At 33.8% G+C, this 22,595-nt stretch carries 17 protein-coding genes and 1 tRNA gene (1 of these 18 cut by a window edge); 11 read left to right on the top strand and 7 right to left on the bottom strand.

Features of this window, described 5'->3' with window-relative positions:
* Positions 1-17 precede the first annotated feature (17 nt).
* Positions 18-2,501, top strand: a complete 2,484-nt coding sequence (locus FNW38_RS09900) for a DUF5686 and carboxypeptidase regulatory-like domain-containing protein (protein WP_143387963.1) — start codon at positions 18-20, stop codon at positions 2,499-2,501.
* Positions 2,502-2,605: 104 nt separating this feature from the next.
* Here FNW38_RS09900 and FNW38_RS09895 read toward each other — a convergent pair whose 3' ends face one another.
* From FNW38_RS09895 to FNW38_RS09880, 4 genes are all read right to left on the bottom strand, one after another.
* Positions 2,606-3,475 carry a cation diffusion facilitator family transporter gene (locus FNW38_RS09895; RefSeq protein WP_143387964.1) on the bottom strand — a complete coding sequence of 290 codons (870 nt, stop codon included), beginning with the start codon at positions 3,473-3,475 and terminating at the stop codon, positions 2,606-2,608.
* Between the two features lie 115 nt (positions 3,476-3,590).
* Entirely contained in the window at positions 3,591-4,901 is a 1,311-nt protein-coding gene (gene murA, locus FNW38_RS09890; protein ID WP_143387965.1) for a UDP-N-acetylglucosamine 1-carboxyvinyltransferase, read from the bottom strand.
* Positions 4,902-5,003: 102 nt separating this feature from the next.
* Positions 5,004-5,723, bottom strand: a complete 720-nt coding sequence (locus tag FNW38_RS09885; protein WP_143387966.1) for a DUF4290 domain-containing protein — start codon at positions 5,721-5,723, stop codon at positions 5,004-5,006.
* Positions 5,724-5,811: 88 nt separating this feature from the next.
* Positions 5,812-6,096: a DUF493 family protein gene (locus tag FNW38_RS09880; RefSeq protein WP_143387967.1), complete on the bottom strand. Its 285-nt coding sequence runs from the start codon at positions 6,094-6,096 to the stop codon at positions 5,812-5,814.
* A gap of 148 nt (positions 6,097-6,244) precedes the next feature.
* Between FNW38_RS09880 and FNW38_RS09875 the strand changes: the two genes are divergently transcribed.
* From FNW38_RS09875 to FNW38_RS09855, 5 genes are all read left to right on the top strand, one after another.
* Positions 6,245-6,784, top strand: a complete 540-nt coding sequence (locus FNW38_RS09875; protein WP_143387968.1) for an AAA family ATPase — start codon at positions 6,245-6,247, stop codon at positions 6,782-6,784.
* 83 nt (positions 6,785-6,867) lie between these two features.
* Complete coding sequence (locus FNW38_RS09870; protein ID WP_143387969.1) at positions 6,868-8,763, top strand: RecQ family ATP-dependent DNA helicase; 1,896 nt, start codon at positions 6,868-6,870, stop codon at positions 8,761-8,763.
* Positions 8,763-9,710 (top strand): methionyl-tRNA formyltransferase, encoded by a 948-nt coding sequence (gene fmt / locus FNW38_RS09865; protein ID WP_143387970.1) that lies wholly within the window; start codon positions 8,763-8,765, stop codon positions 9,708-9,710. The genes FNW38_RS09870 and fmt overlap by 1 nt, the downstream gene beginning before the upstream one ends.
* A gap of 179 nt (positions 9,711-9,889) precedes the next feature.
* Positions 9,890-10,162: an HU family DNA-binding protein gene (locus FNW38_RS09860; protein WP_073017033.1), complete on the top strand. Its 273-nt coding sequence runs from the start codon at positions 9,890-9,892 to the stop codon at positions 10,160-10,162.
* A gap of 118 nt (positions 10,163-10,280) precedes the next feature.
* The gene (locus FNW38_RS09855; protein WP_143387971.1) at positions 10,281-10,841 is read left to right on the top strand and encodes a YqgE/AlgH family protein; all 561 of its coding nucleotides are present in this window, start codon (positions 10,281-10,283) and stop codon (positions 10,839-10,841) included.
* Here FNW38_RS09855 and FNW38_RS09850 read toward each other — a convergent pair.
* Both FNW38_RS09850 and FNW38_RS09845 read right to left on the bottom strand, forming a co-directional pair.
* The gene (locus FNW38_RS09850; protein ID WP_143387972.1) at positions 10,838-11,677 is read right to left on the bottom strand and encodes an aminotransferase class IV; all 840 of its coding nucleotides are present in this window, start codon (positions 11,675-11,677) and stop codon (positions 10,838-10,840) included. The genes FNW38_RS09855 and FNW38_RS09850 overlap by 4 nt on opposite strands.
* 55 nt (positions 11,678-11,732) lie before the next feature.
* Complete coding sequence (locus tag FNW38_RS09845; protein ID WP_143387973.1) at positions 11,733-12,125, bottom strand: START-like domain-containing protein; 393 nt, start codon at positions 12,123-12,125, stop codon at positions 11,733-11,735.
* A 154-nt stretch (positions 12,126-12,279) separates the two neighbouring features.
* Here FNW38_RS09845 and FNW38_RS09840 point away from each other — a divergent pair.
* From FNW38_RS09840 to FNW38_RS09830, 3 genes are all read left to right on the top strand, one after another.
* Positions 12,280-12,356, top strand: a tRNA-Met gene (locus FNW38_RS09840).
* A 433-nt stretch (positions 12,357-12,789) separates the two neighbouring features.
* A complete protein-coding gene (locus tag FNW38_RS09835; RefSeq protein ID WP_143387974.1) occupies positions 12,790-13,284 on the top strand; it encodes a hypothetical protein in 495 nt (164 codons plus the stop codon).
* Positions 13,285-13,336: 52 nt separating this feature from the next.
* Complete coding sequence (locus FNW38_RS09830) at positions 13,337-13,897, top strand: DUF6642 family protein (RefSeq protein WP_143387975.1); 561 nt, start codon at positions 13,337-13,339, stop codon at positions 13,895-13,897.
* Between the two features lie 213 nt (positions 13,898-14,110).
* On the opposite strand, the gene FNW38_RS09825 is transcribed toward FNW38_RS09830, so the two are convergent.
* Positions 14,111-14,713 (bottom strand): TonB-dependent receptor plug domain-containing protein, encoded by a 603-nt coding sequence (locus tag FNW38_RS09825; protein ID WP_143387976.1) that lies wholly within the window; start codon positions 14,711-14,713, stop codon positions 14,111-14,113.
* 650 nt (positions 14,714-15,363) lie between these two features.
* On the opposite strand from FNW38_RS09825, the gene FNW38_RS09820 reads away from it, so the two are divergent.
* Both FNW38_RS09820 and FNW38_RS17935 read left to right on the top strand, forming a co-directional pair.
* Complete coding sequence (locus tag FNW38_RS09820) at positions 15,364-21,042, top strand: LamG-like jellyroll fold domain-containing protein (protein WP_143387977.1); 5,679 nt, start codon at positions 15,364-15,366, stop codon at positions 21,040-21,042.
* A 439-nt stretch (positions 21,043-21,481) separates the two neighbouring features.
* The coding region annotated (locus FNW38_RS17935) for a G8 domain-containing protein (RefSeq protein WP_144265601.1) crosses the window boundary (this coding region is incomplete at its 3' end): on the top strand, positions 21,482-22,595 show 1,114 of its 2,300 nt. The annotated region continues 1,186 nt past the right edge of the window.

Here is a 22,595-nt window from a genome sequence, read left to right as displayed (position 1 = left end):
TGAAAGAAAAAACTTTCATGAAAAAATACTGCTTACTTTTAATTTCCCTGATCTCAATTACCAACAATGCACAAATAAAGGGAACTGTCTCTGACGAAAAGGGGAATCCACTACCTTTTGTAACCATTTTTCAAGAAGAAACATATAATGGAACAACCTCAAATGAGTTAGGAAAGTATGAACTAAACTTGAAGAAAACAGAAAATCAAACCGTAATATTCCAATATTTAGGTTTTAAAGCACAAAAAGCAGCGATTCAAACTGAACAATTTCCTTATTCTTTGGATGTAAAAATGGTAGAAGAAAGTTATTCTTTAAATGAAGTTGTAATCAATACCAAAATAAATCCTGCCATTGCTATCATAAAAAATGCAATCGCCAGCAAAAAAGAAAATACCGAAAAAACAGCTCGTTTTAAAGCTGATTTTTATTCTAGAGGAATTTTCAAACTCAAAAATGCCCCTAAAAAAATATTCGGTCAAAAAATTGGTGATATGGATGGATCCTTAGATTCAACAGGAACGGGCATTATTTCATTGTCTGAAACCTTTTCTAAAATAACTTTTGAAAAGCCAAATAATTTAAAAGAAATAGTAACTGCATCAAAAGTAAGCGGAAGAGATAATGATTACAGTTATAATACGGCCAGATCTTCTTTTTATGATTTCTATGATAATACAGTTGATTTTAAAGTTAATATGATTTCTCCAATAGCGAATAATGCTTTCAATTATTATAAATACAAGTTAGAAAGTACATTTTACGATGAGAATAATCAAATGATCAATAAAATCAAGGTTACTCCAAAACGCGATAGCGAACCCGTTTTTGAAGGCTACATTTATATTGCTGAGGATTCTTGGGCAATATATGCTGTACATTTAGATATAAAAGGATACCGAATGAAAGAGGAATTTGTAGATGTCATGACATTAAAACAAAACTTTAGTTATAACAGAAACAGCAAGATTTGGGCAAAAAATACGCAAAGTCTGGAAATTACAGCTGGAGCTTTTGGTATAAAATTTACGGGGAAATACAACTATGTTTATAGTAATTATGAATTTGTAAACTCTTTTGCTAAAAAAACTTTTACAAATGAAATTACCAATGTCGAAATAAATTCAAACAAAAAAGACAGTCTTTTTTGGAACAACAACAGACCTATTCCATTAACATTCGAAGAAAGCAACGATTACATTCGAAAAGATAGTATTTACAAAGTTCGTAATTCTAAAAAATATTTAGATTCTATCGATGCTAAAGGGAATAAATTCAAAATACAAAAAATATTAACGGGTTACACTTATAAAAATAGTACAGAGAAACACTCTTTTAGTTATGAAGGATTATTAAATCTGGGGTCCTTAAGTTTTAATACCGTTCAAGGATATAATTTTGATACTGGTTTTAGATACACCAACTGGAAAAATCAGGAAAAAGGTAAAAACACCTCCATAAGCACAAAATTAAATTACGGTTTTTCGGATGATCGCTTGCGCGTTACAGGCTCATTTATTCATCGATTCAACAATCAGGATTATGGAACCTTATACTTGACAGGAGGAAATACTGTTAAACAATTTAATGCAGAACAACCCATCAGCAAAGCAATAAATACTATTAGTTCTTTAGCATTTAAAAATAATTATATGAAACTGTATAATTTAGAATTTGCAACAATAGGTTATAGTCAAGATATTGCCAATGGGGTAAACCTAAACGGAAAAATAGAATCCCAACAGCGAAAACCGTTATTCAACACTACAGATTTTTCATATTTTAATAAACAAAATTTATATACTTCTAATAACCCATTAGCACCAGATGATTTTATCACTCCCGTTTTTGAAAAACATCATTTGATGAAAATAAATCTAAATGCAAAAATCAATTTTGGTAATAAATACTCCTCTCGCCCAGATGGAAAGTTTAATATAAGAAATGAAATATACCCTACGCTGTATTTAGGCTATGAAAAAGGATTCGCAGCTAATGAAAAGAAATATGAATTTGATCATGTAAATGCACGCTTAAATTATGAGGCAGCATTAGGAAATAAAGGAAATATAGGATTGAATTTGAAAGCCGGAAAATTTTTCAATGCAGAGAATATCTCCTTTGTCGATTACAAACATTTTAATGGAAATCAAACACACATTGGTCAAACTGAGCGCTATTTAAATGTGTTCAATATATTGCCTTATTATTCTAACAGTACGAATGATCGCTATTTTGAAGCACATGCAGAGTACAATGACGAAGGGTATATTATGAATAAAATCCCGCTACTGAATAAATTAAAATCAACATTAATTTTAGGTGCTCATTCTCTATCTACCCCAAATCTTAAACCTTATACTGAATTTACAGTTGGTCTAGATAATCTTGGTTTTGGCAAATTTAAAATGTTTCGTGTAGATTATGTTCGTTCCTACCAAAATGGTTTTCAAGGTGATGGTGTAATTTTTGGCCTTAAATTTTTAAATATTTTAGAGTAAAATCTTCCAACCAAATAAAAAAGGCACAAGAGTTAATTTTCTTGTGTCTTTTTTAGTTTTTATAAATATCAAAAGATTCAATTTGGGATTAGTATAAAATAAATCTATTCATTGGGCTCTACATGAATCAAAACATGCCCTAATTCAGGTATTTCTTGTCTTAAAGTATCTTTTAGTTTATGGGCCAATTCATGTCCCTCTTTTACCGTAATATTGGCATCAACACGGGCGTGAAGATCTACATGATATTTCATACCCGATTTACGTATAAAACACTTCTCCGTATCAATAATTCCATCTACTTGAAATGAAACCTTTCTAATTTCATCAATTAAATCATCGTTCAGATGCTCATCCATAATCTCTCCCAGAGCAGGTCTGAAAATCAGATAACTGTTATAAAGGATAAATCCTGATGCAAAAAGCGCCGCCCAATCATCGGCCGATTCGTATCCTTTACCTAAAATCAATGCAATAGAAATTCCTATAAATGCGGCAACCGATGTTATTGCATCGCTTCTATGGTGCCAAGCGTCTGCCCGCAATGAAGAACTATTCGTTTCTCTGCTGCGTTTCATCACTAACCGAAAGGAATACTCTTTCCAAACAATTATAGCTCCAAGAACAAAAAGTGTCCAGGACTTTGGTAATTCATGAGGTGTACTAATATTAATAATACTTTCATAGGCAATGATTGTAGCCGAAGTAATCAAAAAACCTACTACCAAAAAAGTTATTAATGGTTCAGCACGACCATGTCCGTAGGGATGATTTTGATCTGCCGGTTTATTCGAATACTTAATTCCGAACAATACTAAAAGTGAGGAAAAGATATCAGTCGTAGATTCGATCGCATCTGCAATTAAAGCATATGAATTTCCAAAAAAACCTGCTAACCCTTTTATAATCGCTAAACAGATGTTCCCTACGATGCTAAAATAAGTTGCTTTAATTGCAGTTTGTTCGTTTGACATTGTATTTTGTAATGATTTAATAAAATTAAAAATCGTTTAAATAATCCCTCGAATTTTGAATTGATTCATTCAAGAGGATTGTTTAAACGATTATTTTTCTATCAATTTTAGATTATTAAGCTCGAATAATATTAGCACCAATGGCTCTTAATCGTTCATCAATTCGCTCATAACCTCTATCGATTTGTTCAATATTCTGAATAGTACTTGTTCCTTTAGCAGAAAGAGCTGCAATCAATAATGAAATTCCGGCACGAATATCCGGTGAAGACATGGTTGTTGCTTTCAATTGTGATTTGAAATCATGTCCCATAACTACCGCTCTATGCGGGTCACACAACATAATTTTTGCTCCCATATCAATTAACTTGTCTACGAAAAACAATCTGCTTTCAAACATTTTTTGATGAATCAATACATCACCTCTTGCTTGGGTAGCTACTACTAAAACAATACTCAATAAATCAGGGGTAAATCCTGGCCAAGGCGCATCAGCAATAGTAAGAATAGAACCATCAATATCTGTTTTTACTTCATATCCATCCTCGTGAGCAGGAATATAAATGTCGTCTCCTCTTCGTTCCAAAGTGATTCCCAATTTTCTAAAAGTATTCGGAATAACACCAAGATTATCCCAACTTACATCCTTAATTGTAATTTCGCTTCTGGTCATGGCTGCTAATCCAATCCATGAACCTATTTCTATCATATCCGGAAGAATTCTATGCTCACAACCTCCCAGACTTTCAACACCTTCAATAGTCAATAAGTTAGATCCAACGCCTGTTATTTTAGCTCCCATGGAGTTTAACATCTTACACAATTGTTGTAAATAAGGTTCACAAGCAGCGTTATAAACTGTTGTTTTTCCTTTAGCTAAAACTGCAGCCATAACTATATTAGCTGTTCCGGTAACTGAGGCTTCGTCCAGCAACATGTCAGCACCTTTCAATCCTTTAGGTGCTTCAACACCATAAAAATGATCTTCTCTATTGTAACGGAATTTCGCTCCAAGATTGATAAATCCTTCAAAATGTGTATCTAGTCTTCTACGACCTATTTTGTCTCCTCCTGGTTTTGGAATATACCCTCTGCCAAAACGAGCCAATAATGGTCCTACAATCATAATAGAACCTCTAAGAGAACCGCCTTCTTGTTTAAATGCTTCTGTTTCTAAATACTGTATATTAACATCATCAGCTTGAAAAGTATAAGAGTCCGATCCATTTTTTTGGATTTTAACTCCTAAATTTCCTAAAAGTGTAATTAGCTTATTGATATCAATAATATCAGGAATATTATTAATTGTCACTTTTTCAGAAGTTAAAAGAACAGCACATAAAATCTGTAATGCTTCATTTTTAGCTCCTTGTGGCGTGATTTCTCCTTTTAGACGAATGCCACCTTCTATTTTGAAAATTCCCATATTCTTTTTTTAAGGTTCTTAGGTTTTAGGACACAAAGGTTCCGAAGTTTTTGCTAATTTGTAAATGCAGCAACTCAGAATCTAAATAACTTAGTCCCCATTTTATTTTGGATTGTTGTTTTTTACGAAAGGTTTTGGTTTTCCCGTTTTCAAATTCTTGTTGCTTAGAATTTTTGGTTGCCCAACCGGAGTAATTTTATTGGATACTCGCTTATTAGTTCGTAATAAGTCAGTAGTGTTCAAAAGTTCTTCTGTACTTTGAAGCAAATTCAATTTACCTCCAGATAATTCATATAAATGTTCGAAAATAACATCATCCTTAACCGTATCTTTATTCCAACTCAGATATGATTTTTTCATGTGATTGGCAATTACTTTTACCAATGCATTTTTCATTTCGCCTTCCTCCCATTTATTAGCGACATCAATCATATACTTTATGTTGTTGCCATAATATCGGTATTTTGGAAAATTTTGTGGGTATTTTAAAACATCCGGTTTTAATTGCAAAACTTCGCGAGATGGGATTGGGTAAGGTGAATCAGCAACTAATTTAAAATCGGACATAATAAAAATCTGATCCCACAATTTATGCTGAAAATCAGGAACATCACGTAAATGAGGATTCAAACTTCCCATTACTTGAATAATATATTTTGCCGCTTTATTACGCTCTACATCATCTTCAATTTTAGTCGCCTGATCAATTAATTTCTGCAAATGACGGCCGTATTCCGGAATAATTAAATGCGATCTCTCTGCATTATATTCCAAATGATGGACTGTATCGTTCGCGTTTTCTTTTATATATTTTGAATTCATATTCGAATGTATATTTTTTTGATCTAAATATGCCTCTTTTTCGAAGATTTAAAATCATTCGATTTGTATGCGTCAAAAACTTATTATATTACAGGGAAATAATACCTTTAATTGTAGAAACTTCTAGGTATTTATCTACTATTTCTTGTGAATCTTTCATGGTTACGTCAACAGATATACTTGTAAATTTGCCTGTTCTGGATTTTGTCGTTTTTATAACCGCACCCATACAATCAAAAGCCAACTCAACACGTTCAACATTATCACATTCAGTAGGTACAATAAATTTAAACAAATATTCTGCTGGCCAGGTATTACTCATGTCCAACTCCACTTTTAATCTATCATAAAATTCTTCGGTCTTCTTGTCCATTTTCTATTTAAAAATAAAGGCAAATATACGGTTTCAAATGTAAATTATGAATTTTGAAATATGATTTTTTGTCAAATACCATTATTTACGGCAATCATTTTTTAAAATTCCATTTAGTTTGAGTAATTTTGCGCCTTATTTGTAAAAAGTGCAGAAAGAAATCATAGTTATCATTGGCGGTCCCGGAACTGGAAAAAGTACAATCATTGACGGATTGATAGCTAATGGATACTGTTGCTACCCCGAAATTTCCAGACAAGTAACGTTAGAAGCCCAAAAACAGGGTGTCGAACAATTGTTTCTCGAAAACCCCTTATCGTTTAGTGAACTACTTCTGGAAGGCAGGAAAAAGCAATTTCAAAGCGCACTTGAAGAACCACATGAAATTGTTTTCATTGATCGTGGCATTCCTGATGTTTTAGCGTATATGCACTACATCGGAGATAGTTATCCTTCATTTTTTGATTTGGCTTGCCAAAAATATAAATACACTAAAATCTTCATTCTTCCACCTTGGGAAGAAATCTATATTAGTGATACAGAGCGATATGAAAATTTTGAACAAGCAAAAAATATCGACAACCATCTTGTAACTACCTATGAAAAATATGGTTACGAACTCATAGAAGTACCTAAAGATAGTGTTGATAACAGAATTCTTTTTATCTTAGATAAAATTTCTAAATAATTTAAGAATTACAAATTGGGATTTACGGTTTTTTCACCAAGTATAAATTAAAATCTAATCCCGAAGCTTTGGGACTCAAATCTATGCCAGAAGCATTACAAATTCTTCAAAAGTATTGGAAACACAACAAATTTAGATCGCTACAAAACGAAATTATAAATTCTGTTTTAGATGGCGAAGACACTTTTGCGCTAATGCCTACCGGTGGTGGAAAATCAATATGTTTTCAGGTTCCCGCAATGATGCAGGAAGGAATTTGCCTTGTAATCTCCCCTTTAGTGGCGTTGATGAAAGACCAAGTCGCTAATTTGCAAAAGCGAGGTATTAAGGCGATTGCATTGACTGGCGGAATAAAATCGGATGAAATGATTGACCTGTTGGACAATTGTCAATTTGGAAATTATAAATTCCTGTATTTATCCCCGGAACGATTGCAATCGGATTGGATTCTCGAAAGAATAAAGAACCTTCCTATAAATTTAATTACCATTGACGAAGCACATTGCGTTTCACAATGGGGACATGATTTCAGACCTGCTTATTTGAAGATTTCAGGATTAAAAAAGCATTTTCCAAAAATCCCTTTCTTGGCTTTGACCGCAACTGCAACACCAAAAGTTAAAGAAAGCATCATTAATGATTTAGGATTACATAATCCTAAAGTTTTCGAAAAATCATTTGCAAGGGAAAATATTGCCTACATGGTTTTTGAGGTAGAAGACAAACTTTTTAGAATCGAACAAATACTGAAGAAAAATCCTCAGCCCTCCATAATATATGTTAGAAACAGAAAATCATGTTTGGATATTTCCTCACAACTACAGTCCTTGGGATTCAAAGCAACGTATTATCACGGCGGACTTACGTCCAAAGAAAAAGACAAAAACATGCAGTCTTGGATGAATGAAGAAGCGCAAGTTATTGTTGCCACAAATGCGTTTGGGATGGGAATTGATAAAGCCAATGTAAAAACAGTCATTCATATACAACTTCCGGAAAATTTAGAAAATTATTACCAGGAAGCGGGACGAGCGGGAAGAAATGGCGAGAAAGCATATGCTGCCTTATTAACCAGCCCATCCGATATCCTTCAGACAGAAAATCAGTTTATAAATATTCTTCCTGATAAAAAGTTTTTGAATCAAATGTATATCAAACTCTGTAATTATTTTCAGATTGCTTACGGAGAAGGAATCAACGAACAATTTACGTTCAATTTACATCATTTTTGTTTAAAATATGAGTTCCCAACATTGAAAACTTACAATGCCATGCAGTTTCTGGATAGACAAGGCATTATTAATCTGTCCCAAGAATTTTCAGAAAAAATCACACTACAATTTCTTATTCCTTCCAAAGAAGTAATCCGTTATATGAGTTTGAATCCTAATGACGAAGAAATTATTTTAGCAATATTGCGAACGTATCCAGGAATTTATGAAATGCAAACTGCTTTCAACTTACAATTGATTGTAAAAAAATCGAATCATACAGCTTCTGAAATACAAGCCGTTTTAAATAAATTGAAGGAAAAAGACATTATTGAGTATCATTCAAAAAATAATGATGCCACATTAATTTTCAATGAAATTCGTGAAGATGAAAGAACAATCAACAGGATTGCTAAATATTTAGAAAATCAAAACGAATTAAAAAAAGAACAACTCAAATCTGTACTCTATTACATTAATGAGAAAAAAGTTTGCAAAAGCAAATTGATTTTGAATTATTTTGGCGAAAAGACAGATGTTGATTGTGGTATTTGCTCCTATTGCATTACTAAAAAAAATAAGAAAAGGGATGTGACTTCACTTTCAAAAGAGATTTTTGCTTTATTGCAAACAGAAGATTTAAATTCCCGAGACATACAAAATCGAACTAAAGACAGCCCGGACGATGTTATCTTTGTTCTACAACATTTATTAGAGAACAATATTATACTTGTGAAACCTAACAATAAATACACTTTAAAATCATAATGGAAAAATTACGAATTGTTTTTATGGGAACCCCGGAATTTGCTGTTGGAATTCTGGATACTATAATCAAAAACAACTATGAGGTTGTTGGTGTTATTACAGCCGCAGACAAACCTGCTGGTCGTGGACAAAAAATAAAATATTCGGCAGTCAAAGAATATGCTTTGACCCATAATCTTACTTTATTACAGCCTGCAAACCTTAAAGACGAAACTTTTTTATCGGAATTAAAATCGTTGAACGCTAATTTACAAATCGTTGTTGCGTTCAGAATGTTGCCAAAAGTAGTTTGGGAAATGCCTTCGTTAGGAACATTTAATCTTCACGCTTCACTCCTACCCAATTATCGCGGTGCCGCACCTATAAATTGGGCAATCATAAATGGAGAAACAAAAACAGGCGTGACTACTTTTTTTATCGATGATAAAATTGATACTGGCGCCATGATCTTAAGTTCGGAAATACCAATTGCAGCAAATGAAAATGCGGGACAATTACATGATCAATTAATTGATTTAGGAAGCAAGACCGTTATTGCCACTTTGGAGATGATTGAAAAAGGAAATGTAACTACAATTATCCAGAAAGATGATGCTGATATAAAAACTGCCTATAAACTAAATAAAGAGAATTGTAAAATAGATTGGACAAAATCGGCTTCAGAAATAAATAATTTGATTCGAGGTTTAAGTCCTTATCCCGCGGCTTGGTGTTTTTTTGGAGACAAAAATGAAGAGTGGAATGTAAAAATATATGAAGCAAAAATCATCTCCGAACATCACAATTACACCATTGGGAGTTTGATTTGTAACAAAAAAGAGATGAGAATTGCAGTAAAAAATGGATTCATTCAGGTATTAAGTTTACAATTTCCTGGAAAAAAGAGAATAAGCACAGTAGAATTGTTAAATGGGATGTCTTTTTCTGAAAACGCAAAAGTCTATTAACATCAGTAAAAACGGGCGTTTAGATGCTTTTAACAAGAAATAGCCTTTGTTTTATGAACAAAAAAAATAAGTTATTAACAAAACAAACTAAAATAACACAAAACGCTTGCAAGGAACGTATTTCCTACTAAATTTGTGTATTAACAATTTTTTTAACCAACAATTAATAACTATTTATTATGAACAAATCAGAATTAATCGATGCTATCGCTGCTGATGCAGGAATTACAAAAGCTGCAGCAAAATTAGCTTTAGAGTCATTTTTAGGAAATGTAGGCGGTACTTTGAAAAAAGGTGGAAGAGTATCTTTAGTAGGTTTCGGATCATGGTCAGTTTCGGCTAGAGCTGCCAGAGACGGAAGAAATCCTCAAACAGGAAAAACTATTCAAATCGCAGCTAAAAACGTTGTGAAATTTAAAGCTGGTGCAGAATTAGAAGGAGCGGTAAACTAATTTAAGTTTTCCATTATAATCAAAACCTTCCAGATGGAAGGTTTTTTTATGCATTTGAACGACTTTCTTTGGTTTTATCTAAATTTATTTCTTAAATTTAATAAAAAAAACTAGCGTTATGATTTCAGAAAAATTAAAAAAAGGACATCTACTTATAGCAGAGCCTTCTATATTTGGAGATTTATCATTTAGCAGATCAGTAATCTTATTAGCGGATCATAACAAGGATGGTTCTGTTGGTTTTATTATCAATAAACCTTTGAAATATACCATCCACGACCTGATACCAGATATTGACGCAAGATTCAAAATCTACAATGGAGGACCAGTAGAACAAGACAATCTTTATTTTATTCACGACATTCCTGAGTTGATTCCTAATAGCGTCGAGATTTCAAATGGCATCTATTGGGGAGGAGATTTTGAATCTACAAAAGAACTCATCAATTCCGGAAAAATAAGTAAAAACAATATTCGCTTCTTTTTGGGATATACCGGTTGGGAAGAAGACCAACTGGAAACAGAAATGGAATGTAATTCGTGGATTATCACTGAAAATAATTATGAAAATAAAATCATAGGAAAATCAGCAGCTCATTTCTGGAAAGAACAAATTATGGAACTGGGAGGAGAATATCTTATCTGGTCTAATGCTCCAGAAAATCCTTATTTAAATTAAGCAACACGTACCGCTTCGTTTAATTTTTCAACTAATTCATTTGCCAATTTAGTTGTAAATTCCTTTTTACGATATTTTGTGATAGGCTGTATGCCTTTTATAACATTCGTAATAAACAATTCATCTGCTTTTTGAAGATCAAATGGAGAAATTACTTGTTCCACTACCTCTAAATTTGCTATTTTTTTTGCCAGACCTAAAATTTGTTTCCTCATGACACCATTCAAACACCCTTCAGAAACAGGCGGTGTAATGAGTTTATTACCCAGTAGCATAAAAATGTTTCCTTGCAAAGCTTCAACAACATTTTTACTGTCATTCAACAAAATGCAATTGTCTAATCCATTTTCATTTGCATAAATACTAGCAGTTATGTTTAAGATTTTATTCGTTGTTTTTATGGAAGACAGCAATTGTTTAGTCACATAAAAGTCTTTATACAAATCAACTTCATATTCTTTTTGGTCAATGGAATAGAACTTTTCTTCAAGTGCTATTGCATGAATTAAAAAAGAAATTGTATTATTTTGTGGTAAATAATAACCACCGTCATTTCTATAAATGGTAATTCTGGCTCGCGCCGAATCATCTAAAGAATTATTTTTAACGAGAGAAAGTATTTGTTCTTCAAAATATTCCATGGTAAAATTCATTGGAATCTCCATTCGAACCACTCGCATAGAAGACATTAATCTAAAATAATGGTCTTCTAAAAAAAGAATTTTATTATTTATTATTTTAACCGTTTCGAAAACAGCATCACCATATAAAAAAGCACGGTTCTGTGTCAATATATTTGCGTCTTGAGACACTATAGTTCCATTAAAATTAATCATAAAAAAAGCCCTAAATTTTATTTAGGGCAAATATAAGTCATAAAATATGATTTTGCTATACAGAACCAATTAGATGTTTCAAATCTGAAATTTGATTTTCCCACAGTTGTGTTGCTTCATCAACTTCATTTTTATCGGCAAAGTCAATAACCATTAAAGATACATCCTTTGTAAGTTCATCGACTAAAATATGCAATTCAAAAAAGTATTCTGTGTCTTTACTATTTTCATCAACCCATTTGAATTTGACCTTTTCACCTGACTTCTTAGAGGCAAGCCTAGCTTTTTCTTCGGAGTCATTCCAAATGAAAGTAAAAAACTCTCCACGAGAATTTACATTATCAGCAAACCATTCTGACAGACCAGAAGGAGTCGATATATATTGATATAATAATTGAGGCGAAGAATTTATAGGGAATTCGATTTCGTAACGTACTTTTTGATCCATGAGCTACATTTAATTTTTGTGAAATATATAGAATATAACTCCGAAAAAAAAGCATTTTTAAAAATATTTTTTTTTCTTAAAAATATACTTGCAAGCTCTAATATTATTTTTATATTTGCACCCGCATTCAGGGATGGTTTTCCACCCTAATCATGGCGAGATAGCTCAGTCGGTTAGAGCGCAGGATTCATAACCCTGAGGTCCCGAGTTCAAATCTCGGTCTCGCTACCAAAGCAAAAACCCTAACATCAATATGTTAGGGTTTTTTAGGTTTAAAATTTGACCTATTCCTCAGACCTTAACTCATAGTAATGAGGTTTATGTTTAAAAAAATTTGCTTTTCAACGCATCTCTTCTATTTTTATCAAATGCAAAGTAAAAGCAAATTTGCAATCCGTAGCTACAATTATAAACTCAATTCTCCGAAGTATCCTCGCTTCAGAGTTATTTATATATTAGAAATAAGTATAACTGAAACAGCTCTGAGTTTTTACCGAAGGGTTAATAACTATTTATTGTTAAATACTAACAACTAATTTTATTCTTCAGTAATTTTGATATCAGTTATAGTACTCCCAAACATAATCAACACCGTTTTCTCAGATTTGAAAACTGAAATATGCAAAAGACAAATAAAAGTATCAAAACCCTAAAAAATAAATAAATGTCCCGCTTAGACAAAACCAGCAATCTTCCACTCTTCCAAAAAGCAGAATTGATTTATCAATTAGTAGAAAGCTTAGTAGCTTCGCTTCCTGAGGAGGATGCGTACATACAAGACACCAAACACTTAATGCGAGAAGATGCCATGATCATTACTGCGAAAATTGCTGGTGCAGAAGGTGGAGATTTGTACAGCATTCGCATGCAAAATGCAGCAATAATTAGAGAACATGCCATGCATTTATATGTCCACGTAGGCAGTTTACGGTTGCATAAAAACTTTAAAGAATTAGAATATGTTCAACTCATTCGCAAAGAGCTAAACGATTTTAGGCTATTGTTTATAGAATGGGTAGAAAGTTTTGACACCAACAACCATATCTGGGACGATTGGGGATTATTCAATCCTCCAGGAGCCATTCCACCAAGCCAGCAAGATACAGCTACTGATAATGATTTTGATCTCAATACTTTTTTTGAAGATGATGAAGAGTAATATTTTGTCCATAATAAACAACCCAAATAGATCATCTACATAAACTAAATTCATGGATTCTGATACATTCATTTTCTGCCTCGAAGCCGTTCCCGATGTAGAAACTCACACCACTACTGAAGTGGTCAAAAACTTAGAGCGACTAGCTTTTGAACAAAGCATTACAAGCATTTATAAAGCGTGCGACACTATTGAAGGATTAGAAGAAAGTTTAAATACACTACTCTATGAGGACCATAATTTTAAGAATTATGAAATCATCTACTTAGTAATGCCAGGTGAAGGAAACAACATTTGCCTCAATGACTATTACTATAGTTTAGAAGAAATAGCTGAGTTATTTGAAGGAAAAATGAAAGGGAAAATTTTGCATTTCGCCAATGCAAAGGCATTAGACTTAAGCGAGGAAGAAGCACAATACTTTTTAGATATTACAGGAGCACGTGCTGTTTCTGGTTATGGGGCAGTATTCCATAACTTAACCAGCATTGCCCTCGACAAAGCTTTCTTTGGCTTATTTGAAGAACAAGATAATGTCGTCGAAATTGTAGAAGAATTATATAAAAAACACTATGCCCTTTGTAAACTACTCGATTTTAGATTGTATTATTAAAAATGGAATCGTCCCTCTTAGCAAAAGTCCAAATTAGTTTGAATACTTAAGAATAAGGAATCAAGCAAATAAATAATAGAATTTACGAACTCGTTTTAAATTCTTTTCTTCATAAATAATAATCATCATTTATTAAAGATAATTACTTAATCCAACTGTAAGACAAACAGATTTATTATACAATTTTAGAGTTTCATTATTTACTCATCAAAACTATTTAGTCTTAATGACAATAACTCCTGCAGAAGCCTGTGATCCATAAATAGAAGCTTCCGCACCCTTTAACACACTTATATTTTTAACATTATTAGGCGATATATAATCAATACTTGATACAATCATTCCATCGACAACAAATAATGGTTCCGAAATATTACGAATAGAACTCACTCCTCTAATGGTTATCCTATTGTCTCTTGAAACTGTAACCCCAGACAAACGACCTCTAATCATATCGTATATTGTGTTATAAACAGTAGCATTTTTATCATTTGGAACACTTGTGCCTTCTGAATTATTAACCTTATATTTTTTATCTACTTCAGAATATCCAATTGTAATCTTATCTCCTTTTTTTGTTTGTCCCCTTATAGATTTATCCGAGTCTAAAAACATAAAATTCATGATATTTTCATTATTGAATTTAGAAGACAACAAACCATATTCATGTGAGTAAACATTAACCATAGTCACCTTTTCAGGAAGCAATACTTCAAAATCCCCATTTTTATTTGTTTCAACATTTGTATAAATAGAATCTAAAAATACTTTAGCATTTACAACTGGTTTATTCTTACTATTGGTAACCTTTCCCATTAGCTTATTTTGTCCATAGCTAAAACCAACAAATAATAAATAAAAAAAATAAATAATAGTGACTTAGAAATTTTCATAATGTTTTGATTTATAAATTTTTAATAAATATATGAAAAAGTATGACTCAATCATTAATTTGAAATCATAATTGCTAATGCAAATTTAAATTGATGACAAAGTAATTATTTAAAACAGTTGTACTTACAAATAATTCAAAAACTAAAAACTCACAATCATTACAAAAAACGAATTCACATTGTACTGATTTAACCTTTCTAAATTTCCAGTGAAGTATTAACTCGACTAAAAAATTATTTGTCACTAAAACAAAAGAGGAAAAATAGTCATCCTTCACTTGCTAATTAGCTCAAAATCAGAAACTCTATATTTCAACAGTAACAATAAATTCTTTTAAAAAAGAATAAAAAACATCATTATCCATTTTTTAAAAAACGAACAAAAAACATAATATTAACGTATTACTTAACCTATAAATATTACATATAAGTGCATTTCATCGGATTTTTACGCATTTAAACTATAAAAAAAAACAAAATAATTAAATTTAAGATCGCAATGCAAATATTTTTTAATTAGAATCGATTGAGACCAAAATATTCGCATCATAATTAATCAAACAGACGACAATTATGAAGAAAATTACTTTACGATATAAAAAAATAATTCTCACCTTTTTTTTACTTTTTATTACATTTTTTGGATATTCACAGACAACTCAACCCTATACAACATCCGGATCATTTACTGTTCCTGCCGGAGTGACAAGCTTAACCGTTGAAGCTTGGGGCGGCGGCGGGAAAGGTGGTTCTAAAAATGGTGGCGCCGGTGTTGAATATGGTGGCGGTGGCGGTGGTGGCTATGCAAAAAAAGTGCTAACAGTAACACCTGGACTATCTTATTCCGTAACAGTGGGATCTGGTAGCACATCAACTGCGGCAGGAGGAGATTCTTGGTTTTCAAACAATACCGTCATCCTTGCAAAAGGAGGCAACAGTGTACCTGACAATACCACTACGGGAGCCAGCGGTGCTTTATCATCCGCTTGTATTGGAGATACTGTACTTTCTGGAGGAAATGGTGCTAATGCTATTACTAACACAGGTGGTGGTGGTGGCGGTTCTTCAGCAGGAACAGTTTTAAATGGCGTTACCGCGACCAATCAAAACGGGGCAACAGCACCAACTGGCGGTGGTAATGGCGGTAATGGTGGTAGTGCCAGCGGTTCTGGCTCAAATGGAGCTTCAGGCGTAGTGCCTGGCGGCGGCGGCGGCGGTGGCGGAAAAGGAAATGATGGTGGTTCAGGCGGAGCTGGTAAAATCATCATTACGTGGACCTGTTCTACCTATAGCTTAAGCACAACAGCTGTTGCCTCACCGATATGCGTAACAAATAATGCAAGCGTATCCGTTACTTCTACAGCTGCAGGACTACCAACAGGAACCTATACCGTCACATACAACTTAACTGGGGCAAATACCGCAACGGGAAGTACAGCAGCTATGACAGTTACAACGGCTGGTTCAGGAACTTTTACCACAAGCACATTACCAAATTCAGGTACAACTACCATAACTATTACAAATCTGGCAAGTGGCGGAACTGCGCCAAATAATTGTAGTTCAGCTATTAGCGCTAATAATTCGACAAGCGTAACTGTGAATGCCACTCCAACGATTACGAGTACGGCTCCTGATTCCAGAACTGGTTCGGGAACAGTTGTGTTGGGAGCTGCAGCTTCTGCAGGAACAATTTCTTGGTTTGCAGCATCAACCGGAGGAAGCGCCTTAGCTACAGGGACAAGTTTTACGACTCCCACTATTTCAACAACTACAACTTATTATGTTGAAACCACCAATGCTTCCTGTACTTCTTCTCCAAGAACTGCGGTAACAGCAACTGTAAATTCACCGGAAATAAACATTCTGGGAAACGCTATTTCAATTACTGATGGTGACGCAACCCCAAGCACAACAGATTGGACCGAATTTGGATCAATGGAAACCAGTACGGGAATCATCACAAAAACATACACCATTCAAAATACGGGTACTTCTGCCTTATCCATAGGAGCCATAACTATTTCTGGAACTAACGCTGCCGATTTCACCGTTACCACTAGTCCTAGTGCTTCAATTGCTGCGGGAGGCAGCTCTACATTTGCTGTCAGCTTTAATCCTAGCACCTTAGGTTTAAAAACGGCCGCAATTTCAGTTATAAACGGTGACGCTAATGAAAATCCTTATGATTTTTCCATTCAAGGTACGGGAATTCAAACCTTTTATGATAGTGACGGGGATGGCGTTTATGACAATTTTGACATAGATGATGATAATGATGGTATTCTGGATGCCACTGAGGAGGTGAATTGTAACAGCGTAAATGGACATAAAGTAGATTATAAATTTTTAAATGAAACCTTTGGCACAGGAGGAAGAACTTCAAGCTTTACAGCTGCCTATAATGCAACAACAACCTATTGTTATGAAGACGGAATTGCAGGTACTAATACGACAGCATGTCCTAGTCAATCAACCTGGATACTGGACGACGGTGAATACACAGTAGTTTCTAAAATAACAGGAACAGTAGCCAGCGATCCTGAAAACATACATGGCGATTTAGCCTGGTACAACGGAGAAGATCATACCACAGGAGATACCAATGGAAGAATGGCCGTTTTTAATGCCAGTTTTACTCCCGGTACATTCTATGAAACAACTATTACCGGGGTCTTGTCAAATTTACCGATAACCTATAGTTTTTGGGTATTAAACATAATGGCCGCCTCTACTTTCCCGGGCTCAATTTTACCCAATGTAACAGTTGAATTTTATGATTTATCAAACAATCTCCTTACCTCTTTCAATACAGGAGACATCGGAAGATGCTCCGGAAGCACTACAGACAACACCTGCAGTCAAGGAGTTTGGAAACAATTCACTACTAGTGTCAACTTAGGAAATGTGAATGCCTTTACCATCCGTTTCAAAAATAATGCTCCCGGTGGTGGCGGTAATGACCTTGCATTGGATGACATCCTAATTTCACAAACTTTATGTGATTTAGACAATGATGGAGTTGCTGATATGTTTGATTTGGATGCTGATAATGACGGAATTGAAGATGTTATTGAAGCTGGCTTAGGAAACTTGAGTAATGCCAAAGGAAAAATAGATGTGGCTTGGGTTGATACCAACGGAAATGGACTTCTTGACAGTGCCGAATCCACAGCTGCATTACCGGCATTAGACTCAGATGGTGATGGAATCCCAAATTATATAGATTTAGACAGTGACAACGACAGTCTTTTTGACGTGGATGAATCTGGTGCAGGAAATACAAATGCTGTTTCTGGATATGAAAATGGCGATGGGGACATCAACGGGGACGGAACAGGAGACGGTCCGGAATCAGAAACATTTAGAAATAAAGATATTAATGGAGATGGGATAACTGAAGGTTTTGGCGATGGAATATTAGACCTTTACGACTATGGTACGGGAGCTACGAACCAATACGGAAATTTAGGGCAAGGTATTGCAACTGCAAATCCTGCTACTACCTATCTAAAAGACACCGATGGAGACGGAATCCCCGATTATCTTGATGTAAAATCTAATGGAAGTACGTTTGATATTGCCAATACTTTATTAATATATGACTATAAAACGTTAGACACCAATAATAATGGAATTATCGATGGCACAACAGACATTGATAAAGATGGTATTCTGGATGCTTTTGATACCAATACAGCCTATTTTGGTTCTCCTAGAGATTTACACACTAAACTATTTCTAGACTTTGATGGTCGAAATGATTATGGTCAAAGTACAGCAATTCTTGGAGGTCTTACCAGTGCATCGCTGATGGCATGGATTGATTTAAACCCTACTTTTTCTACTGATGGAGTTATTGTAGGACAAAATAATTTTCAAATCCGAATTACTTCAGCAAAAAAATTAGAAGCTGTCGTAAATGGCACTACGGTAACCTATAATACCGCTTTAAATACATCACAGTGGTATAATGTTGGCGCAATTTATGACGGAGCCAATATAAAGTTATATTTAAATGGTGCTTTGGTGGCAACTCAAGCAAAAACCGGAAGCATATCCGCTGATGCAACGTTACTTACTTTAGGAAGGGATTCTAGTACAGCTACAAAATATTTTAAAGGAAAAATTGATGAAGTACGAGTGTTTAATATAGCTTTAACAGACTCCCAATTACAAAGAATGGTGTATCAGGAAATACAAGATACCGGCTCACAAGTTAGAGGTACAATCGTCCCTAAAAATGTTGCCACATCTCCTGCTTCTTTACCTTTTGCTAATCTGCTTCGCTATTACAGAATGGATAATTACAAGAATGACATCATTGATGACTTGACAACTGCAGCTATTGATGTTACAGGAACAAAAATCTTCAACCATAAAAACATCTATGTACAACAGGCTCCCATGCCTTTTTTAACGGAGCGAACTGGAGATTTTGCTACTGCCGTAAACAGTCCCACAAAAGAAATTAGAGGGAATGACATTATGGATCAGGATTGGTCTATTGTAAAAGTGCAACATGATATTACCGAAACGGCTAATACTATTGATTTAGGAATGCTGGTAGATTCTGGAAAAAACATTGTGATGAATAATGATACCAAAATACAAAATGATTGGTACTTAAAATTAGATGGGAAAATAGATTTAGCTGGTATGTCACAGTTAGTTCAAACTACGGAGAGTGATTTAGATGTTACGAGTTCTGGGTCTATAGAAAGAGACCAACAAGGGCAATCCAACAAATACAATTATAACTATTGGAGTTCTCCTGTGAGTCCTATTAATAATACATCGAATAATGTGAACTATACTGTTGCAGGTGTTATGAAAGACGGGACTACATCAACTCCACAAAATATAAGTTGGATTGGTGGATATGACGGGTCACCTACCTCTCCTATTAGTTTAGCTCGGTACTGGCTTTATAAATTTGATAATTACCAGGAAATTTATGCTAATTGGGCTCAAATAACAGAAACTATCCCACTACGAGTAGGTCAAGGATTTACACTCAAAGGAAGCGGAGCAGGTTCGCTTACTCAAAACTACACCTTTACCGGAAAACCAAATAACGGCACTATCTCATCAAACACAGTTACTGAAGACCAATTATTACTAACTGGTAACCCATATCCGTCTGCATTGGATGCCAATGCTTTCATAAACGACAATTCAAGCTTTATGGATGGAACATTATATTTTTGGGAACATTACACAACTAACAACACACATGTTTTACGTGATTATCAAGGGGGGTATGCTGAAAGAAATTTAACTGGAGGAGTAGCCCCATCGGCATTAGATGTAGATTTTATTAGTCAATCTGGAACTCCATCAAGAGGTATACCAAATCAATATATCCCTGTGGGACAAGGTTTTTTTGTATTTGGAAAACAGTTTGCCGGTAATGGTAATCCTGTTATTTTTAAAAATAGCCAAAGAGGTTTTCACAAAGAAAACGACGCTTTGAATTCTAATGTAATATATAAAATTAAAACCATTTCTAAAAAAGAAGAATCTTGGAATAACAATAACAATGATCCTATAGAAAAAGATACTTTTAAGAGAATTCGTTTGGGTTTCAACTCTCATAACGATTATCACAGACAAGTGCTATTAGGATTCATGAATGAAAAAGCGACATCCGATATGGATTATGGTTATGATGGATTAAATTTCGATGACTTTCCGAATGACATGTATTTATTGAATGGAGAAAATCAGTTAGTAATTGAAGGCGAAGGCTTTTTTAATGCAAATGCCTCCTACCCTATTGGCGTAAAAACTGATGCCGAGGGAAAAGTAAAGTTCATGATTGATGAATTAGAAAACTTCGATTCAGAACAAGCAATTTACATATATGATAATCTGACCGGGATATATCATGATATTCGCAATGAAGCATTTGAAGTGATTTTGCCAGAGGGTGAAAACAACATTCGTTTTTCATTACAATTTACTGATAAAACGCTGAATGTTGATGATAAAATCATCAATGATAATGCCATTAAAATTACTCATTTACAGAATGGAAACATGCTAGTAATCAACAATAATATATTGGATGCAACCGTTCAAAAAGTTACTTTATTCAATATAATTGGTCAATCGATAAGCTCTTGGAAAATTGAAAATCAAGATCAACAAAATATTCAGTTACCTATTAAAAAAATAAATTCCGGTGTATATATTGTAAAGATTCAAACAACAAAAGGAGATTTTAGTAAAAAAATAATCATTCCTTAACAAGGAATAAGAAAAAAGAAAAAAAACTGTCTTTTCAGACAGTTTTTTTATGTTTAAATTGACCCTAAAAGAAGAAAAAACAGAAATATTTAAGGTTAATTTTCTTAAAACGGGTAGTTTGTCGGATGATAAAATCCTTTCATCGAAAAAAAAATTTTTTTCCAAACAATCTCATCATAAATACTTAATTTTAAGATATGTAAGCCTAAATATATTAAAACTAAAAACAAATAAATAATACTCCTAGCACAATTCCTCTTGTTACTTTTTGTGTGAAAAAACTATAAAAAATTGCACCAAAAATAGTAATAAGCAGATAAATTTTTCATTGAAAATAGTACCACTACAATAAACATTATTTTACTTCTAAGAACATCATAGATTTTTCTATGCCTTTTTTATAAAAATATTAATTGTTTGATTCTAAAGTGTAGGCGTCATGAAAAAAAATTACTTATTTATAATTCTATTGTTTCTAACTTCACTATATAGTTTTGGACAAAACACTGGTGATTTTCGTTCAAAAACTACCGGTGCTTGGAGCGATGCTGCATCTTGGCAATATTACAATGGAACTTGGGTTGATGCTAGTGCATACCCAGGTCAAAATGCGGGAACCAATACTGTCACTATCCTAACGGGACATACAATTACAATTGCATCATCACTTACGATACCTAATGAAATTTTGGAGCTCCAAATTTTTGGTAATCTAATTTTTGGTGATGGCTTATCAACTCAAAAAAATATCACGTTAACTACTTCTTTGATTACAATTGAGTCTACCGGAATTTTAAATTTTAATGGACCAAAAATAAAATTTACATTAACAAAACCAAATGCTGTCGTTGTAATAGAGATGTCAGGACAAATAACTGGAAGCTGTACAAATAACGATGAAATATACATTGGAACCAGAAAATTTGCTATATGCGCTGGTACTGGTGCCTCTGGAACTTTTACTTTTGGTGAGTTAGTAGCTTCCGGCGGAAATATAAACTCAGAAATTACGGAACCAACTTCTACCCCTTTTACTGTTTGTAATGGACAAACAGTAAATATACAAGGCAAATATGCGTCAATTGATGGTGTTACAAATGTTAATTATGAGTGGGTAGTTAGAGATCCTACTAACACCCCAATTGCAATATCAAATAGTACCGGAAGTTTAGCTTCTGGTTTGGATTCGACTACTTTGACTTCTTTTACACCTACACAAGAAGGTGATTATTTGGTTTCATTAGAAGTTACAACTACAACTGGCACTATTATAACTAATATAGAAACTAATATAGTAACCGTACAATCTGTTCTAACTGCTGGAACCATCAGTAATGATCAAACCATATGTAATGGAAGTACTCCAGCAACTCTCACTTCTACAACAGTGGGTACAGGTTCAGGAGCTATTAGCTATGAATGGCAAACCAACGCGAGCGGAAGTTATGTGACAATAGGCGGAGCAACTGCAGAGACCTATTCTCCACTATCATTGGCAGCGACAACCAGTTACCAAAGAAGAACCATTTCCACTCAAGATGGCGTTCTATGTT

This window comes from Flavobacterium gawalongense, assembly GCF_007097265.1.
In the GTDB taxonomy this organism is placed as follows: domain Bacteria; phylum Bacteroidota; class Bacteroidia; order Flavobacteriales; family Flavobacteriaceae; genus Flavobacterium; species Flavobacterium gawalongense.
This window is presented reverse-complemented; position numbering and strand designations above follow the sequence as displayed.

Excerpts from the sequence above, each read along its gene's own strand:
- FNW38_RS09900 (WP_143387963.1), top strand. The coding sequence starts at position 18 with ATGAAAAAATACTGCTTACTTTTAATTTCCCTGATCTCAATTACCAAC.
- FNW38_RS09895 (WP_143387964.1), bottom strand. The coding sequence starts at position 3,475 with ATGTCAAACGAACAAACTGCAATTAAAGCAACTTATTTTAGCATCGTA.
- murA (WP_143387965.1), bottom strand. The coding sequence starts at position 4,901 with ATGGGAATTTTCAAAATAGAAGGTGGCATTCGTCTAAAAGGAGAAATC.
- FNW38_RS09885 (WP_143387966.1), bottom strand. The coding sequence starts at position 5,723 with ATGAATTCAAAATATATAAAAGAAAACGCGAACGATACAGTCCATCAT.
- FNW38_RS09880 (WP_143387967.1), bottom strand. The coding sequence starts at position 6,096 with ATGGACAAGAAGACCGAAGAATTTTATGATAGATTAAAAGTGGAGTTG.
- FNW38_RS09870 (WP_143387969.1), top strand. The coding sequence starts at position 6,868 with ATGCCAGAAGCATTACAAATTCTTCAAAAGTATTGGAAACACAACAAA.
- fmt (WP_143387970.1), top strand. The coding sequence starts at position 8,763 with ATGGAAAAATTACGAATTGTTTTTATGGGAACCCCGGAATTTGCTGTT.
- FNW38_RS09860 (WP_073017033.1), top strand. The coding sequence starts at position 9,890 with ATGAACAAATCAGAATTAATCGATGCTATCGCTGCTGATGCAGGAATT.
- FNW38_RS09855 (WP_143387971.1), top strand. The coding sequence starts at position 10,281 with ATGATTTCAGAAAAATTAAAAAAAGGACATCTACTTATAGCAGAGCCT.
- FNW38_RS09850 (WP_143387972.1), bottom strand. The coding sequence starts at position 11,677 with ATGATTAATTTTAATGGAACTATAGTGTCTCAAGACGCAAATATATTG.
- FNW38_RS09845 (WP_143387973.1), bottom strand. The coding sequence starts at position 12,125 with ATGGATCAAAAAGTACGTTACGAAATCGAATTCCCTATAAATTCTTCG.
- FNW38_RS09835 (WP_143387974.1), top strand. The coding sequence starts at position 12,790 with ATGTCCCGCTTAGACAAAACCAGCAATCTTCCACTCTTCCAAAAAGCA.
- FNW38_RS09830 (WP_143387975.1), top strand. The coding sequence starts at position 13,337 with ATGGATTCTGATACATTCATTTTCTGCCTCGAAGCCGTTCCCGATGTA.
- FNW38_RS09825 (WP_143387976.1), bottom strand. The coding sequence starts at position 14,713 with ATGGGAAAGGTTACCAATAGTAAGAATAAACCAGTTGTAAATGCTAAA.
- FNW38_RS09820 (WP_143387977.1), top strand. The coding sequence starts at position 15,364 with ATGAAGAAAATTACTTTACGATATAAAAAAATAATTCTCACCTTTTTT.